13 protein-coding genes are annotated in these 15,094 nt (G+C 71.3%); 4 read left to right on the top strand and 9 right to left on the bottom strand.

The window, feature by feature from the left end; all coding sequences use genetic code 11:
* Positions 1 to 7 precede the first annotated feature (7 nt).
* The 3 genes from ACFOMP_RS17975 to hslV all read right to left on the bottom strand — a co-directional run bounded on the left by ACFOMP_RS17975 (position 8) and on the right by hslV (position 2,214).
* Positions 8 to 184 carry a PLD nuclease N-terminal domain-containing protein gene (locus ACFOMP_RS17975; protein ID WP_019351746.1) on the bottom strand — a complete coding sequence of 59 codons (177 nt, stop codon included), beginning with the start codon at positions 182 to 184 and terminating at the stop codon, positions 8 to 10.
* Positions 185 to 240: 56 nt separating this feature from the next.
* Positions 241 to 1,545 (bottom strand): ATP-dependent protease ATPase subunit HslU, encoded by a 1,305-nt coding sequence (hslU, locus tag ACFOMP_RS17970; protein ID WP_289894604.1) that lies wholly within the window; start codon positions 1,543 to 1,545, stop codon positions 241 to 243.
* Between the two features lie 114 nt (positions 1,546 to 1,659).
* Complete coding sequence (hslV, locus tag ACFOMP_RS17965; protein WP_289894605.1) at positions 1,660 to 2,214, bottom strand: ATP-dependent protease subunit HslV; 555 nt, start codon at positions 2,212 to 2,214, stop codon at positions 1,660 to 1,662.
* Between the two features lie 128 nt (positions 2,215 to 2,342).
* Here hslV and ACFOMP_RS17960 point away from each other — a divergent pair, with 128 nt between their 5' ends.
* Positions 2,343 to 3,245, top strand: a complete 903-nt coding sequence (locus tag ACFOMP_RS17960; RefSeq protein WP_379033104.1) for a hypothetical protein — start codon at positions 2,343 to 2,345, stop codon at positions 3,243 to 3,245.
* 22 nt (positions 3,246 to 3,267) lie between these two features.
* Here the strand turns inward: ACFOMP_RS17960 and trxA are convergent, their stop codons facing one another.
* The 6 genes from trxA to dapB are packed head-to-tail and all read right to left on the bottom strand — an operon-like array spanning position 3,268 to position 12,867.
* On the bottom strand, positions 3,268 to 3,591 hold the full coding sequence (gene trxA, locus ACFOMP_RS17955; protein ID WP_199259637.1) for a thioredoxin: 324 nt from the start codon (positions 3,589 to 3,591) through the stop codon (positions 3,268 to 3,270).
* Between the two features lie 53 nt (positions 3,592 to 3,644).
* The gene (addA, locus tag ACFOMP_RS17950) at positions 3,645 to 7,019 is read right to left on the bottom strand and encodes a double-strand break repair helicase AddA (protein ID WP_379033100.1); all 3,375 of its coding nucleotides are present in this window, start codon (positions 7,017 to 7,019) and stop codon (positions 3,645 to 3,647) included.
* Complete coding sequence (gene addB, locus ACFOMP_RS17945; protein ID WP_379033097.1) at positions 7,009 to 9,951, bottom strand: double-strand break repair protein AddB; 2,943 nt, start codon at positions 9,949 to 9,951, stop codon at positions 7,009 to 7,011. The genes addA and addB overlap by 11 nt, the downstream gene beginning before the upstream one ends.
* Positions 9,944 to 10,615 carry a nucleotidyltransferase family protein gene (locus ACFOMP_RS17940; protein WP_289894610.1) on the bottom strand — a complete coding sequence of 224 codons (672 nt, stop codon included), beginning with the start codon at positions 10,613 to 10,615 and terminating at the stop codon, positions 9,944 to 9,946. The genes addB and ACFOMP_RS17940 overlap by 8 nt, the downstream gene beginning before the upstream one ends.
* A complete protein-coding gene (gene tsaE, locus ACFOMP_RS17935; RefSeq protein WP_379033093.1) occupies positions 10,612 to 12,030 on the bottom strand; it encodes a tRNA (adenosine(37)-N6)-threonylcarbamoyltransferase complex ATPase subunit type 1 TsaE in 1,419 nt (472 codons plus the stop codon). The genes ACFOMP_RS17940 and tsaE overlap by 4 nt, the downstream gene beginning before the upstream one ends.
* 30 nt (positions 12,031 to 12,060) lie before the next feature.
* On the bottom strand, positions 12,061 to 12,867 hold the full coding sequence (gene dapB / locus ACFOMP_RS17930; RefSeq protein ID WP_379033090.1) for a 4-hydroxy-tetrahydrodipicolinate reductase: 807 nt from the start codon (positions 12,865 to 12,867) through the stop codon (positions 12,061 to 12,063).
* A gap of 69 nt (positions 12,868 to 12,936) precedes the next feature.
* Here dapB and rbfA point away from each other — a divergent pair, with 69 nt between their 5' ends.
* Genes rbfA through truB form a run of 3 tightly spaced genes read left to right on the top strand, consistent with a single transcriptional unit; the run spans position 12,937 to position 14,996 of the window.
* The gene (rbfA, locus tag ACFOMP_RS17925) at positions 12,937 to 13,353 is read left to right on the top strand and encodes a 30S ribosome-binding factor RbfA (protein ID WP_289894613.1); all 417 of its coding nucleotides are present in this window, start codon (positions 12,937 to 12,939) and stop codon (positions 13,351 to 13,353) included.
* The gene (locus ACFOMP_RS17920; RefSeq protein WP_379033087.1) at positions 13,343 to 14,098 is read left to right on the top strand and encodes a phosphodiester glycosidase family protein; all 756 of its coding nucleotides are present in this window, start codon (positions 13,343 to 13,345) and stop codon (positions 14,096 to 14,098) included. The genes rbfA and ACFOMP_RS17920 overlap by 11 nt, the downstream gene beginning before the upstream one ends.
* 1 nt (position 14,099) lies before the next feature.
* Complete coding sequence (truB, locus tag ACFOMP_RS17915) at positions 14,100 to 14,996, top strand: tRNA pseudouridine(55) synthase TruB (RefSeq protein WP_379033084.1); 897 nt, start codon at positions 14,100 to 14,102, stop codon at positions 14,994 to 14,996.
* Positions 14,997 to 15,094 lie beyond the last annotated feature (98 nt).

Here is a 15,094-nt window from a genome sequence, read left to right as displayed (position 1 = left end):
AAAGCCCTCAGCCGTAAGTCGCCTTGGGCCCCGCGAACCACCAGATGATCAGCCCGACCACCGGCAGGATCGCCACCAGCGCGATCCAGATCAGCTTGGTGGTCGTGCTTTCATTGGTGTTGATGATCGAGGCGATGGCCCAGACATCAAGCGCGAAAATGATGATTCCAAAGATATAATTCATGGGCTCCCCCGTCCGTTTGCCTGCCGGCACAACGGGCGGAGGGGCCCCGCGGTTCCCTAGAGCACGTAGCGCGACAGATCGGCCGAACGCGACAGGTCGCCCAGGTGCTTTTCGACGAAAGCCGCATCCACCACCACCTCCTCGCCCGAGCGGTCGGGGGCGCTGAAGGACAGCTCCTCGAACACCCGCTCGATGACGGTATAAAGCCGCCGCGCGCCGATATTCTCGACCGAGCCGTTCACCTCGGCGGCGATGCGGGCCAGGGCGCGGATGCCGTCCTCGGTGAACTCGACCACGACCCCCTCGGTCGCCATCAGCGCGGTATATTGCCGGGTCAGGGCATTGTCGGTCTCGGTCAGGATGCGGACGAAATCCTCCTCGGTCAGGGCGCGCAGCTCGACGCGGATCGGCAGCCGGCCCTGCAGCTCGGGCAGCAGGTCCGAGGGCTTGGCGATATGGAACGCGCCCGAGGCGATGAACAGGATATGATCGGTCTTGACCGGGCCGTATTTGGTGCCGACGGTGGTGCCCTCGATCAGCGGCAGCAGGTCGCGCTGCACCCCCTCGCGCGAGACATCGCCGCCGCGGGCATCGGTGCGGGCGGCCACCTTGTCGATCTCGTCGATGAAGACGATGCCGCTTTCCTGCACCGCCTCCAGCGCGGCGGTCTTGACGGCCTCGTCGTCCAGAAGCTTGTCGGCCTCCTCGGCGATCAGCAGCTCATAGCTTTCCGCGACGCTGACCTTGCGCCGCACCCGGCGGCCGCCAAAGGCCTTCATCAGCCCCGACAGGTCCATCATGCCGCCGATGGCGCCGGGCTGGCCGGGAATCTCCATCATGCCCAGCGGATTGGAATTGTCCTGCACCTCCAGCTCGATCACCGTGTCGTCCAGCTCGCCGCGCTTGAGCTTGTCGCGGAACATCTCGCGGGTCTGTTCGCGCGCGCCCTCGCCGGCCAGGGCGGCGACGACCCGCTCCTCGGCGGATTTATGGGCGCGGGCCTTGACCTCCTCGCGCATGCGCTCGCGGGTCTCGATGACGGCGGCATCGGCCAGGTCGCGGATGATCTGTTCGACATCGCGGCCGACATAGCCGACCTCGGTAAACTTGGTCGCCTCGACCTTCAGGAAGGGGGCGCGGGCCAGCTTGGCCAGCCGGCGGCTGATCTCGGTCTTGCCGACGCCGGTCGGGCCGATCATCAGGATGTTCTTGGGATAGACTTCGTCGCGCAGGTCGTCGCCGAGCTGCCGGCGCCGCCAGCGGTTGCGCAGCGCCACGGCCACGGCGCGCTTCGCCTCCTTCTGCCCGATGATGAAACGATCCAGCTCGGACACGATTTCGCGCGGGGTCAGGTCACTCATGTTCTGCCTTTCTGTCGCGGGCACTGGCCGCAGCCTTCGTTCTTGCCCAAATGTTCCGGAGAACGCCGCCCATGCCCCGCCGAGGGACGGGTGCGGCGAGGGGCAGGGGTCCCGTCACCCCATGGCTTCAACGGTCAGGTTGCCGTTGGTGTAGACGCAGATATCCGCCGCGATCGCCATAGCCTTGCGCGCCACCGCCTCGGCATCCAGGTCGCTTTCCATCAGCCCGCGCGCCGCGGCCAAGGCGAAATTCCCGCCCGAGCCGATGGCGGCCACGTCATGCTCGGGCTCCAGCACGTCGCCGGCGCCGGTCACCACGAAGATCTCGCGCCCGTCGGTCACGATCAGCATCGCCTCGAGATTGCGCAGATACTTGTCCATGCGCCAGTCCTTGGCCAGCTCGACGCAGGCCCGGGCCAGTTGGCCGGGGGCCGCCTCGAGCTTCTTTTCCAGCCGCTCCAGCAGGGTGAAGGCATCGGCGGTCGAACCGGCGAAACCCACCACCACGTCATGCCCGCCGGGGCTCAGCCGGCGCACCTTGCGCGCCGTGCCCTTCATCACCGTCTGGCCGACGCTGACCTGGCCGTCCCCGGCAACGACGACGCGGCCGCCGCGCCGTACCGCCAGGATCGTGGTGCCGTGCCAGCCGGGAAATCTCTCTTCGGACATGGTTCTCTCCGCTTTCCTCTGGCCCGTCAGATATGGGCCGGATCCCTGTTTCGCAACCCGACCCTTCGCGACCCGATCCTTCGCAACCCGGCCTTTCGCAACCCGGCCGGCCCGGCTAGCCTGCCGGCATGAGCCATGCCCCGATCCTGCGCATCTATCTGGAGCCGCCGCTGCTGCGCACCGCGCGGACTGGCGGCGTCAACTTCCTGAACCTGCTGAGGTCCACGGTCGAGGGCCGGGGCTGGCGGGTGGAATGGCAGGAAGCCGGGCCCGCGGCCCGCGCCGCCGCGCCCGGGCTGCCCGGCTATGCGCTGTTTCACATGCAGGCACCCACGCATGGCCGGGCGCTGACCTTCCGCCGCGCCTATCATTACCCGTTCTGGCGCATTGAGGGCACCCAGCAGCGCTGGCGCTTCGCCGTCGCCCTGAACCGCTTCGACCCCGCCGCGGTGGATGCCGCCCCGGCCCGCGACTTCGCCGCCAGGCTGCGCGCCCGGGTGCTGCCCGACCCGGAACCCGGGCGGGGCGACACGGTGCTGGTGCCGCTGCAGGGCCATATCCGCCGCTGCCGCTCCTTCCAGACCATGAGCCCGGTCGCCATGCTGAAGGCGGTCGCCGCCACCGGCCGGCCGGTGGTCGCCACGCTGCATCCGAAAGAGAAATATGACGATGCCGACCACGCCGCCCTGGCCCGGCTGACGGCGCGCCACCCGAAGCTGCGGATCGGCGGCGACACGATGCGGCTTTTGCGCGACTGCGCCTTCGTCGCCACGCAGAACAGCGCCGTGGCCTTCGACGGCTACCTGCTGGGCAAGCCGGCGGTGCTGTTCGGGCAGATCGACTTCCACCATATCGGGCTGAACGTGGCCGAACTGGGCGCCGAGGCGGCGCTGGCCCGCGCCGAAAGCCATGCCCCGGATTTCGCGCGCTACCTGTGGTGGTTCCTTCAGGAACAGGCCATCAACACCACCCGGCCCGAGGCGCCCGGCCGCATCCTTGCGGCCCTGCGAAGGGGCGGCTGGCCGATCTGACCAACCGCGCCCCGACGCGCAATCAGATCGAGTCGTCGATCCACGCTTTCAGCGCCGCCTTGGGCGCGGCGCCGATCTTGTTCGAGACCACCTGGCCGTCCTTGAACAGGAACAGCGCCGGGATGCCGCGTACGCCAAGCGCGGCGGGGCTTTCCGGGTTCTCGTCCACATTGACCTTCACGATCTTGACGCGGCCTTCGTATTCGGCGGCCAGCTCCTCAAGCGAGGGGCCGATCTGGCGGCAGGGTCCGCACCATTCGGCCCAGAAATCCACCACGACCGGGGTCGGGGACTGGCGGACTTCGCTGTCGAAATCGGCGTCGGAAACGGCTTGGGTGTTGGCCATGGGGCTCTCCTGCGATGTGCCGGCGGGCACCGGCGGGGCGTATGGGTCAAGAGCTATGCACCGGGGCGGTTGGGGTCAAGGCCCGCCATCACCCGGTCCAGCAACTCGTCGGGCAGCGCCATCAGGCTGCGCGAGGCCGTCCACAGCACCGCCACCTCGACCCGCCGGGCCGGCCAGATCTGCCGCAGCGCCGCGCGATAGGCCGCCATCTGCCGCAGGATGCCCAGCGGCACCGCCTGCGGCGTGCCCGGCAGCTCGCGGTTCGACTTGTAGTCCACCGCCAGGATCCGGTCCGGCTCGACCACCAGCCGGTCCACGGCGCCGGTCAGGATGCCGATGCCCGGGACCGGCGCGGCCAGCGCCACCTCGGCCAGCACCTCGGCCGCGTCCGAAAGCGCAAAGACCTGCGCCAGGTCCGGCGCCGCGATCACCGCGGCTGCCTCGGCCAGCAGCGCCGCCAGCGCCTCGGGACCGGGCAGGCCGCCCTCGGCATCGGCCAGCACGTCGCGGGCCAGTTCGGGCCAGCCGGCCGGGTCGCGCCCCGGCAGATGCTCCAAGAGCAGGTGCAGCCGGGTGCCGAACAGCATCGCCGCCGCCGCATCGCCCGCGCCGGGCATGCCGATCACCTTGGCGCCGCCCAGTGCCGTCGCGGCGACGGGCCGGACCTTCGCGGGCGCCGGCGGCAACGGGGCGCGCAGCCAGTCCGGTTCGGCCAGCGCGGGCTTTTCCGACAACACCGGCTGCGGCGCGTCCTCGGGCCAGTCGCCAAAGGACAGCCGCCGGATCTCGCCGCCCCAGGGCGCGGGCAGCCGCATCTCGGTCAGGTTGGTGCGGCCCATGCCGGCCTCGACCATGGCGTGCCAGCTGTCCTCGGCCGCGCCGGTCTTGCCGGCGGCGGCGACGATCAGCCAGCTTTCGGCGCGGGTCAGGCCGACATAGAGCAGCCGCTTGCGTTCCTGCAACTGCCGCTCGGTCTGCAGGGCGGCCAGTTCCTCGACCGGGTCGGGCCGGTCGCCCTTCCTGCCGCGCCACAGGGACAGCCCGTCCGGGCCGGGCAGCACCGGCGCCTCGCGCGGGGGGCGGCGCTCGGCGCAGTCGGGCATCACGACGATGGGGCTTTCCAGGCCCTTCGAGCCATGCACGGTCATCACCCGGATCAGCCCCTCGCCATCGCCGGCCGAGCCGGGCTGGCGGCGCACCTCGACATCGTCGCCGGTCAGCCAGACCAGGAAGCCGGTCAGCGACGGCGTTTCCGAGCTTTCATAGGCCAGCGCCTGCGACAACAGCTCGTCGATGCCGTCCTGCGCCTCGGGGCCCAGCCGGGCGATCAGCCGCGCCCGGCCGCCGTGGCGGATCAGCAGCCGCTGGATCAGGTCATAGGGGCGCATGAAGCCGGTCTGGCCCATCAGGTCAGCCAGCAGCTCGACCGCATGGCGATGCGGCGATTCGCGCAACCGCCGCCACAGGTATTCGCCGCGCTTGCGCCCGGCGGCGAGGCGGTAAAGCTCCTCCTCGGTCAGCCCGAACAGCGGCGAGCGCAGGCAGGCGGCCAGCGACAGGTCGTCCTCGGGCGTGGCCAGCACCGACAAGAGGGCGCGGATGTCCTGCACTGCCATCTCTCCGGCCAGCTTCAGCCGGTCGGCGCCGGCGACCGGCAGGTTCGCCGCCTTCAGCGCCGCGATGATCTCGGCAAACAGGTCCGAGCGGCGCTGCACCAGGATCAGCACATCGCCGGCGCGGATCCGGCGCAACTGCCCGGTCTTGGCGTCGAAGATCGGCTGGCCCAGCATCTTGCCGATGGCATCGGCGACGGCACGGGCCAGCTGCACGGTTTCCGAGTTCTCGGCCGGCTGGTCCACCGGATCGGTCCAGTCGCCCGGCTCGGGATTTTCGGGCTTGGGGACCGGCGGCCACAGGTCCACCCGGCCCGGCATCTCGGTGCGAAAGGCGCGGTGCTGCGGCGGATCGCCGAGACCGCGCGCCGCATCGCCGGCAAAGACCTGATCGACCAGCGACAGGATCGCGGTCGAGCTGCGGAAGGAATGCCGCAACTCCAGCACCTGCATGGGGTTCTGCACCGCCTGGAAGGCCTGGGCGAAGCCCATCCGCCGCGCCTCGAACACCGCGATGTCGGCGCCCTGGAAGGAATAGATCGACTGTTTCGGGTCGCCCACCACGAACAGGCTGCGCGCCTGGTCGCGCGCGCCCTGCCCCGAGGTGAATTCATCCGTCAGCCGCTCGATCACCTGCCATTGCGCCGGGCTGGTGTCCTGCGCCTCGTCGACCAGGATATGGTCGATGCCGCCATCGAGCCGGAACAGCACCCATTGCGCCATGCTGCTTTCCGACAGCAGCCGCGCGGTGCGGTCGATCAGGTCGTCGAAATCCAGATGGCCATGCGTCGCCTTCTGCGCCCGGTAGCGGGTCAGGAAGGCATGGCCGAAGCGGTGCAGCGCCAGCGTGCGCTCGGCATGGGCCAGCGCGATGCGGCGCGGGCGGGCGGCTTCCACCCGCTCCATCAGGATCGCCAGGTCGTCCAGCAGCGCGGCGCAGGGGCCGCTGCGCAGCGCCTTGGTCGGGAAGCCGTCGTATTTCGCGGTGAACGGCGCCTTGGCGCCCGCCCCGGTCAGCAGCACCGATTCCAGGATCGCCAGCTCCGCCAGGCCCGGCTGTGCCCAATTGCCGGGCGCCAGCTTCGCCGCCGCCTTCTGGTCGGTCGCGCCGCCCTTCAGCAGATGCGGGATCAGCGCCGGAATGACCATGGCGCCGTCGCCGAAACAGGCGGCCAGCAGCGCCTGCATGTCCTCGCCCGGCGCCAGCCCGCAGGCGGTCCAGAGCGCGTCCCGGTCCGCCGGGGCCTCGAACCCCCGCAGACCGGCCAGGAAAGCGTCGAGCCTTTCGCCGGAATGCAGCGCCAGCAGATCCTCCAGCGCCGGCGCACGCTCGCGGGCCATGTCCTCGATGATCTCGGCCCGGATCAGCGCGGCGCTGCGGTCGTCAAGCTCGGTGAAACCATGCGGCACCCCGGCCTCGATCGGAAAGCGGCGCAGCACGCCGGCACAGAAGCTGTGGATGGTCTGGACCTTGAGACCGCCCGGCGTCTCGATGGCGCGGGCGAACAGCCGGCGCGCGGCGGGCAGGTCGGGGGCGCCGGCCTCGCCCAGCCGGGCCAGCTCGGCGCGCAGCGCCGGCTCGGGCAGCATGGCCCATTGGCCCAGCCGCGCCAGCAGGCGGTTCTGCATCTCGGTCGCCGCGGCCTTGGTATAGGTCAGGCACAGGATGCGCTCGGGCGCGGTGCCGGCCAAAAGCAGCCGCGCCACCCGATCGGTCAGCACCCGCGTCTTGCCCGAGCCGGCATTGGCCGTCAGCCAGGTCGAGCGGTGCGGGTCCGCCGCCCGCACCTGCGCCAGCGTCGCCTCATCCATCATCGCCGAACCTCTGCGGGGCCGCGACCTCGGTCGTGTCCCATTCGCCATGCCGCGACAGGTGGTCGTAGTCGCTGGCATGGTCGCTGCGCTCCATCGCCAGCCGGGCGGTAAAGCCGCGCTCGCCGGCCAGATAGCGGCGGATCAGGCTGACGAAGCCGGCCCAGGTTTCCTCGGCGAAGCCGGCCGAGAACTCGCGGCCCTCGGTTTTCCCCTCGCCGCCAAGCTGGATATAGCTGATGCCCTCGACCTCGGCCGGTCCCAACGCCTTGAAGGCGCCGTGCCGGACCATGGCGGCCTCCAGCGGCAATTGCTTGTCGAAATGCGCGATCTGGTTGTCGGTCGGCGGCTTGCCGGATTTGTAGTCATAGACATGCACCCGGCCGTCATCCAGCCGGTCCAGCCGGTCGGGGCGGGCGATCAGCCGGAAATCCAGGCCGGGGATGCCCTGTTCGCCATATTCCTCGACCACGGTGGGCGTGCCGCGCCCCAGCCTTTCGGCCTCGTCCGCCATCAGCCGCTCGGCGATGCCGGCGATGCGCGCCCGCCAGAACAGCCGGGCCGAGGGCCAGGGCACCTCGGCTTCCAGCACCGCGTCGGCGATGCCCAGCAGCCGCGCCTTCATCGCCGCCGGCGTCTCGGGCAGATCGGGAAGGCCGCGCAGGAAGCGGTCCATGATGTGATGCAGGACGTTGCCGCGCTCGGCCGCGTCGGGTTCGGGCCGCAGCGGGTCCAGCGCGCGCAGGCCCAGCACGCGGCGGGCATAGACGGCATAGGGGTCGCGGATCAGCGTCCTGACCTCGGTCACCGACATCTCGCGCAGCGCCGGCGGCGGCGGGATGGGCGAGGGGCGCGGCGCCGGCGCCAGCCGCGTCCGCGGCCGGGCCTGCAACGCGGCCAGATCCAGCCACTGGCGGCCGGTGCGGCGCATCTCGGCCAGCGCCTGCGGCCCCTGCTGCCCGGGCAGGCCGCCCAGCAGGTTCACCAGCCGGTTCAGCCAGCGCGAGGGGATGGTCTCGGCCTCGGCATCGCGGCGGGCGCGGGTCAGCACCACCTGCGCCGCGCCGACCGCCTGCTGGAAATCATGCGCGGACAGGCCCACCCGGCGCTCGGGCAGGGTCAGCCCGGCGGCCAGCCGCATCGGCCGCGACAGCCACGGATCGGGCGGCAGCGCCTGCGGCCAGCCGCCCTCGTTCAGCCCGGACAGGATCACCAGCCCGGCATCGTTCCCCACCGCCTCGGTGCGCGCCTCGCGCGGGCCGCGGAAGCGGACCAGCGGATGCGCGGCCACGTCCTGACGCACCGCCTGTCCCTGCAATTCGTCCTGCAGCAGGTCGCAGAACTCGGCCGGGCGCAGAGCGTGGCCCAGATGCGCATGGGCGTCCAGATGATCCAGCACCGCGCGCGCCAGCCCGCCCGAAGCCTTGGCCCAGAGCTCCGAGGCATCGGCATCGCCGCCGGGCCCGGCGGCCAGATCCCCGGCCAGGGCGCGCAGATCGCGCAGCCGATCCGCCAAGGCGCGCGGCGCCCGATCCTGGGCCAAGGGCACGATGCGGTCCAGAAGCGCTGCCAGCCACAGCGCCCAGGGCTTGCTGGAGGCGTCGCCCCGCTCGGCCCAGGCCCGCAGCGCCGCGCCGTCGGGAAAGGCCGGGCCGTTGCGGCGCAGGTGCAGTTCAAGGTCGCGGGTGTGGCGGTTGTGCTCGCGCCGGTAATCCGGGCCAAGGCCGGTCGCCGCGACCGGGTGCTTCAGCAGCACCAGAAGCGCGTCCAGCATCATCTCGGCCCCGAAAAGGTCGGCGACATGGCGCAGGAACAGGCCGGGCGCGGTCAGCGGCAGGGGCTGGCCGGCGGAATCGTCGGGGATGATGCCCCAGCGATCCAGCGCCGATTGCACCCGGCGGGTCAGCATCCGGTCGGCGGCGATCAGGGTGACCGGGCTGTCACGCTGCACCGCCTCGCGGATCACCAGCGCCACGGCCTCGGCCTCCTCGCCGGGCTGTTCGGCCTCGATCAGGGTCAGCCGCTCGGTGGCGGGAATCAGCGGGCCAAGGCGCGGACCTTCCTCGATCCATTGGTCGGTGACGGGTGCCGGGCGCAGCGCCAGCGAGATCAGCCGGTTGCGCGCCGGGTCGGGGGCGGTGCCCGCCAGCCATTCGCCGGGCGGGCCAAACTCGGCCGCCAGCGGCGCATAGCGCGCCTGCGGGTGATCCTCGGCGCGGAGGTCGAGCCCGTCCCAGACCGCCTGCGGCAGGTCGGCATCGAAACCCGGCAGCACCACCGCGCCCATCGGCAACCGGGCGACCGCGCGCATGAAATCCCGCGTCGCACCATGCGAGCCGGTCGAGCCGGCGACGACCACCGGGCCCTGCGGCAGATCCTCGCCCCGCGCCCAGGCCGCGGCCAGCGCCTCGGCCGCGGCGCGCTGCCGGGCCTCGCGGTCCTGCGGCGGGTCGGACAGGTAATAGCCGGCGGCGATCTTCAGGAAGGCCAGCGCCCGGCCCCAATGCTGGGCGTGTTCGCTGGCGTCGATGCGGTCCAGCGCCTGCGCGTCCAGCCCTTCCAGCTGCATCTCGGCCATCAGCGCCGCCAGCGAGGCGGCCAGTTCCGGCACCGATTGCCCCTGCGCCAGATCGGGATCGGCGCGCAGCGCCGCGTCGATCAGCCGGCCCAGCTCCAGCCGCCGCGCCAGCGGCGGCGTGGCCGCGCCGCCACCCAGATCGGCGATCAGCCGCAACCGCGGCAAAAGCAGCGGCCCGCGCCCGATGAAGGCCTGGCGCAGGGCCATCAGCGACTGGCCGGAATTGGCATAGACCGTGACCCGCGCCATGTCCTGCGGCGGGCGATGGCCCATGCGCCGGATCAGCCCGTCGGCGAAGGCGCCGGGGAAATCGGCGCCGCAGGGCAGGGCGAAGATGCCGTTCCGCCAGTCAGGCATCCAGCAGCGCCTCGGCCAGCGGGATGCAGTCGGGGCGGCCGACATCGCACCATTCGCCGGGATGGACCAGCCCGTAGGCGCGGCCCTCGGCAATCATCAGATCCCAGAGCCGGTTCAGCGAGAACACCGGATCGGGAATCCCGGCCAGCCGGTCGGGACGGATGATCTGCACGCCGCCATAGACCAGATCGCCCTTGCGAATCAGCCGGCCGGCGGGGTCAAGGCTGAAATCGCCGCCGCCTTGCCGGCCATGCGTCCGCTCCAGCGGCACCAGCATCAACAGCGCATCCATTTCCTCGTGCCAGCCGTCCAGCAGGGCGCGGACCGGGTTCGGGCCGCTCCAGACCACATCCGGGTTCATCGTGATCACCGGGCCGGGGCCCAGCAGCGGCAGCGCCTTGCGCAAGCCGCCCCCGGTCTCGAGCAGCAGGTCGGATTCGTCCGAGACGGCGATGTCCCGCCCGGAAATGTGATCACGGATCTGGCCGCCCAGGTGGTGGATGTTCACCGCCACCGGCCCGACGCCCGCTTGCCGCCCCAAGGCCAGCGCCCGGTCCAGAAGGGTCTGGCCGCCGACCGGGATCAGCGGTTTCGGCACCGTATCGGTCAGCGGCGCCATGCGGGTGCCCTTGCCCGCGGCGAAGATCATCAGCGGCAGGCTCATCCGGCGATGCCCTCGATCACCTCGGGCGTCGGGGCCGGGATGCCGTCCAGCGCGGCAGCCAGCGGCGCCAGGGCCGGATGCGCCAGGTCGCGCCGGATCGCCGCCCAGACGCGCGGCATCATCGCCAGATAGCGCCGCTTGCCCTCGCGCTGCGCCAGCCGGGTGAAGATGCCCATGATGCGCAGGTTGCGCTGCGCGCCCAAAAGCGCATAGGCGGCGCGGAACCGCGCCTCGTCCACCCCGGTCGCGGCGACATAGCGGGCGATCTGCGTCGCCTCGATCTCGGGCGCGACGTCGCGGCGGGCATCCTGCAGCGCCGAGACCAGATCATAGGCCGGATGCACCGCCACGGCGTCCTGGAAATCCAGCAGACCCAGCGGCGCATCCGCGCGCCAGACCAGGTTCTCGGCATGGAAATCGCGCAGGCCCAGCACCGGCGGCATGTCGGCGGCCAGTTCGGCATGCAGCCGCTTGATCACCGCCGCAACCTCGGCGCCCTTGCCGGGCGCCCCGGCGGCGGCGGGATAGTATTCGGCGAACAGCCCGACCTGACGCGCCAGTTCCGGCCCGTCGAGACGCAGCACGAAATCCGGCGGCGCATGGCCGTGCAGCTGGACCAGCAGATCGGTCATGCGGTCATAGATGCGCGGCGCCAGCTCGGGCCGCGTTTCCAGCACCCGGGCGACCAGGTCGTCGCCCAGATCCTCGATCAGCAGCAGGCCTTGCGCCTGATCGGTGGCCAGGATCTCGGGCGCATGCAGGTCCAGCGCCCGCAGCCATTGCGTCATGGCGACATAGGGCGCGGTCACGCCGGGCGAGGCGTCCATCAGGACCGCGCTGCGCCCGTCCGGCGCGACCAGCCGGAAATAGCGCCGCGACGAGGCGTCGCCGGCCAGTGGGATCAGCCGCGCCTCGGCCCAGCCGGCACGGTGGATCAGCCGGGCCATGGCGGGCAGACGGGTCATGATGCCCCAATGCGGCTCGGAGCCGGCCAGGGTGATGCGGCGCAGGTCGGGGGCGTCCGCCAAAGGCTCCAGCCCCACGGTCAGCGCGCCCTCCAGCGGGCTGCCATGTTCGGGCCATTCGACCAGCACGACGGCCTCGCGCATGGCCTCGTCGAGGCCAAGCTCGGCCAGTTCCTCGGGATGGGTCAGGCGGTAAAGATCGGCATGCCAGATCTCGGTCCCCAGCGGGTCGGCATAGGTCTGGACCAGGGTGAAGGTGGGGCTGGGCACCTCCTCGGCCGCCTCGCCCTGGCGGGCGCGGATGAAGGCGCGGGCGAAATGCGTCTTGCCGGCGCCGACCGGCCCTTGCAGCGCCACCACGTCGCCGGGTTTCAGGACAGCCGCCATCACCCGCGCCAGGCAGGCGGTCAGATCGGCATCGGCATCGTCAAGCGTCGCAAGCAGGGTCATGGCGTGACCCTAATGCGGGACGCGGCCCTGTCAAAGCCCCAGAACGTCGGCCATGTCGTATTCGCCCGGCCCCTTGTCCTGGCCCCACAGCGCCGCCCGCAGCGCCCCGCGGGCAAAGATGGCGCGGTCGGTGGCGACATGGCGCAGCACCACCCGCTCGCCCGCGGTGGCGAAGATCACGTCATGCTCGCCCACGATGTCGCCGCCGCGGATGGCGCTGAACCCGATCGAGCCGGGCGCGCGGGCGCCGGTGATGCCCTCGCGCGCCGGGGTGCGCAGCTCGTCCAGGCCGTGGCCGCGTCCCGCGGCGGCGGCCTCGCCCAGCATCAGCGCGGTGCCCGAGGGCGCATCGACCTTGCGGTTGTGATGCGCCTCGACCACCTCGACGTCCCAATCCTCGCCCAGGGCAGCGGCGACCTTGCGGGTCAGCCCGACCAGCAGGTTCACGCCCAGGCTCATGTTGCCGGCGCGGATGATCGGCGCGTGGCGGGCGGCGGCCTTCAGCCTGTCCAGATGGGCGGGCTCGAAGCCGGTGGTGCCGATCACATGCACGGCGCGGGCCTGGGCGGTCAGTTCCGCGAAGGCCACCGTCGCCGCCGGGGCGGTGAAGTCGATCACCGCCTGCGCCTTGGCGATGGCCTCGACCGGATCGTCGGTGACGGTGATTCCCAGCGCCGCGCCGCCCATCGCCTCGCCCAGGTCGCGGCCGACCCAGGGGTTGCCCTGACGCTCGATGGCGCCGACAAGGCGGGCCTGATCCGATGCAAGAACGGTGCGCACCAGCATCTGCCCCATGCGGCCCGACGCGCCCGTGATGACGATTCCCGGTTTTTCCATGCTCGATCCCCCGTTTCCGGCATGTCTATCCCGTTGCGGCGCGGCCCGCGACCCCCTACATCTGCGCGCATGGCACAGAACCGCTTTCATTCCGGCACCGGCCCCTCGCAGCGCCAGCTTCGCGTGGGCGAGCTGATCCGCCGCACGCTTTCCGACGTCCTGCTGCGCGGGGACGTCCACGATCCCGACCTGAACCGGCATTCGATCACGGTCGGAGAGGTGCGGACCTCGCCCGACCTGAAGGTCGCGACCGCCTATGTGCTGCCCTTGGGCGGGCACGACGCCGAGGAGGCGCTGGCCGCCCTGCGCCGCAATGCGGGCGAGCTGCGCCACCTGGTCGCCAAGGCGATGACGCTGAAATACGCGCCGCAACTGCGCTTCGTCCTCGACGAGACCTTCGACCGCATGGACGACACCCGCCGGCTCTTGTCCGAGGACCGGGTGCGCCGCGACGTCGAATCGCATCCGGAAGACGATGAGGATTGATCTCAAGCGCCGGCTGGGCCTGGCCATCGGCGCGCTGATCGCCATGACCCTGCCCGCCATGGCCGGGATCTGCGAAAAGCGCGACTTCGACGGGCAGGGCTATGTGATCTGCACGCTGGAGGCCGGGCAAGAGCCGGGGCTGCGGCTGTGGCTGAACGGCCCGGACGGCCGGGTCCTGGGCGATTTCACCGCCGTGCGAAACACGCTGGCCGAGGGCGAGATCCTGGGCTTTGCCATGAATGCCGGCATGTATCACCCCGATTTCACCCCGGTCGGGCTTTACGTCAGCGACGGCGTCAGCCAGCACGAGCTGGTGACGGCGGGCGGCGGCGGCAATTTCGGCATGCTGCCGAACGGCGTGTTCTGCACCGGCGGCGCGCGGCCCTATCAGGTGATCGAAAGCCGGGCCTTTGCCAGGGCCACGCCGGAATGCCGCATCGCCACGCAATCGGGGCCGATGCTGGTGATCGACGGCGCGCTGCATCCGCGCTTTCTGGTCGACAGCGACAGCCGCTATGTCCGGAACGGCGTCGGCGTCTCGGCGGACGGGCAGACGGCCTGGTTCGCCATCTCGGACCGGGCGGTGACGTTCCACGAATTCGGCCGGCTGTTCCGCGACGGGCTGGGGGCGCGGGACGCGCTGTATTTCGACGGCTCGATTTCGCGGCTATACGCCCCGAGCCTGGGCCGCGCCGATTTCGGGCGGCGGCTGGGGCCGATCATCGGATATGTAGGACAGAACTAGAATGGCGCGAAAAAAGGGACGCGAGATCCACGGTTGGCTGATCGTGGACAAGCCGGCGGGCATCGGCTCGACCGACGTGGTCAGCAAGGTGCGTTGGGCGCTGGACGCGAAGAAGGCCGGCCATGCCGGGACGCTGGACCCGGATGCGACCGGCGTGCTGGCCGTAGCGCTGGGAGAGGCGACCAAGACCGTGCCGATCCTGGCCGAGGCGCTGAAAGCCTATGACTTCACGGTGACCTGGGGGGCCGAGACCGCGACCGACGACGCCTCGGGCGCGGTGGTGAAAACCAGCGACACGCGCCCCGACGAGGCGGCGATCCGCGCCGCGCTACCCGCCTTTACCGGCGAGATCATGCAGGTTCCCCCCGCCGTCTCGGCGGTGCGCGTCGATGGCGCGCGGGCCTATGACCTGGCGCGAGAGGGTGAGGTGGTGGAGCTTGCCGCCCGGCCGCTCTGGGTGGATTCTCTGGAGCTGCTGGCCACGACCCGCGACAGCGCCGAGCTGCGCATGGTCTGCGGCAAGGGCGGCTATGTCCGCGCCATCGCCCGCGACCTCGGCCGCAAGCTGGGCTGCCTTGGCCATGTCGCGCAGTTGCGCCGCATCTGGTCGGGACCGTTCGAGGCCGGGGACGGCTTGGCCTTCGACCGCATCGACCGCGCCAACCAGGCCGAGATCGAGGCGGCGCTGCTGCCGCTGCAGGCGGCGCTGGCCGACCTGCCCGAGATGCAGGCGACCGAGATCGGCGCCACCCGCATCCTGAACGGCAATCCCGGCCAGGTTCTGGGCCATGCCGAATTCGGCGAGGAGGTCTGGGTCAGCCGCAACGGCCGGGCGCTGTGCATCGGCCGCTACATGGGCGGCGAGGTGCAGCCCGCGCGGGTGTTCAACCTGGGCTAGACCCCTTGTCGCCGGGCGCCATGATCCGGGCCACCATGGCGCCGGGCAGGGCGTCCGCGGCATAGGTGAAGGTGCCGGCGGAGCGGACCTCGGCGGGG

The organism is Paracoccus simplex, from assembly GCF_042648325.1.
GTDB lineage: Bacteria > Pseudomonadota > Alphaproteobacteria > Rhodobacterales > Rhodobacteraceae > Paracoccus > Paracoccus simplex.
The sequence above is the reverse complement of the archived record's forward strand: the minus strand, read 5'-3'. Positions and strand labels throughout refer to the sequence as shown.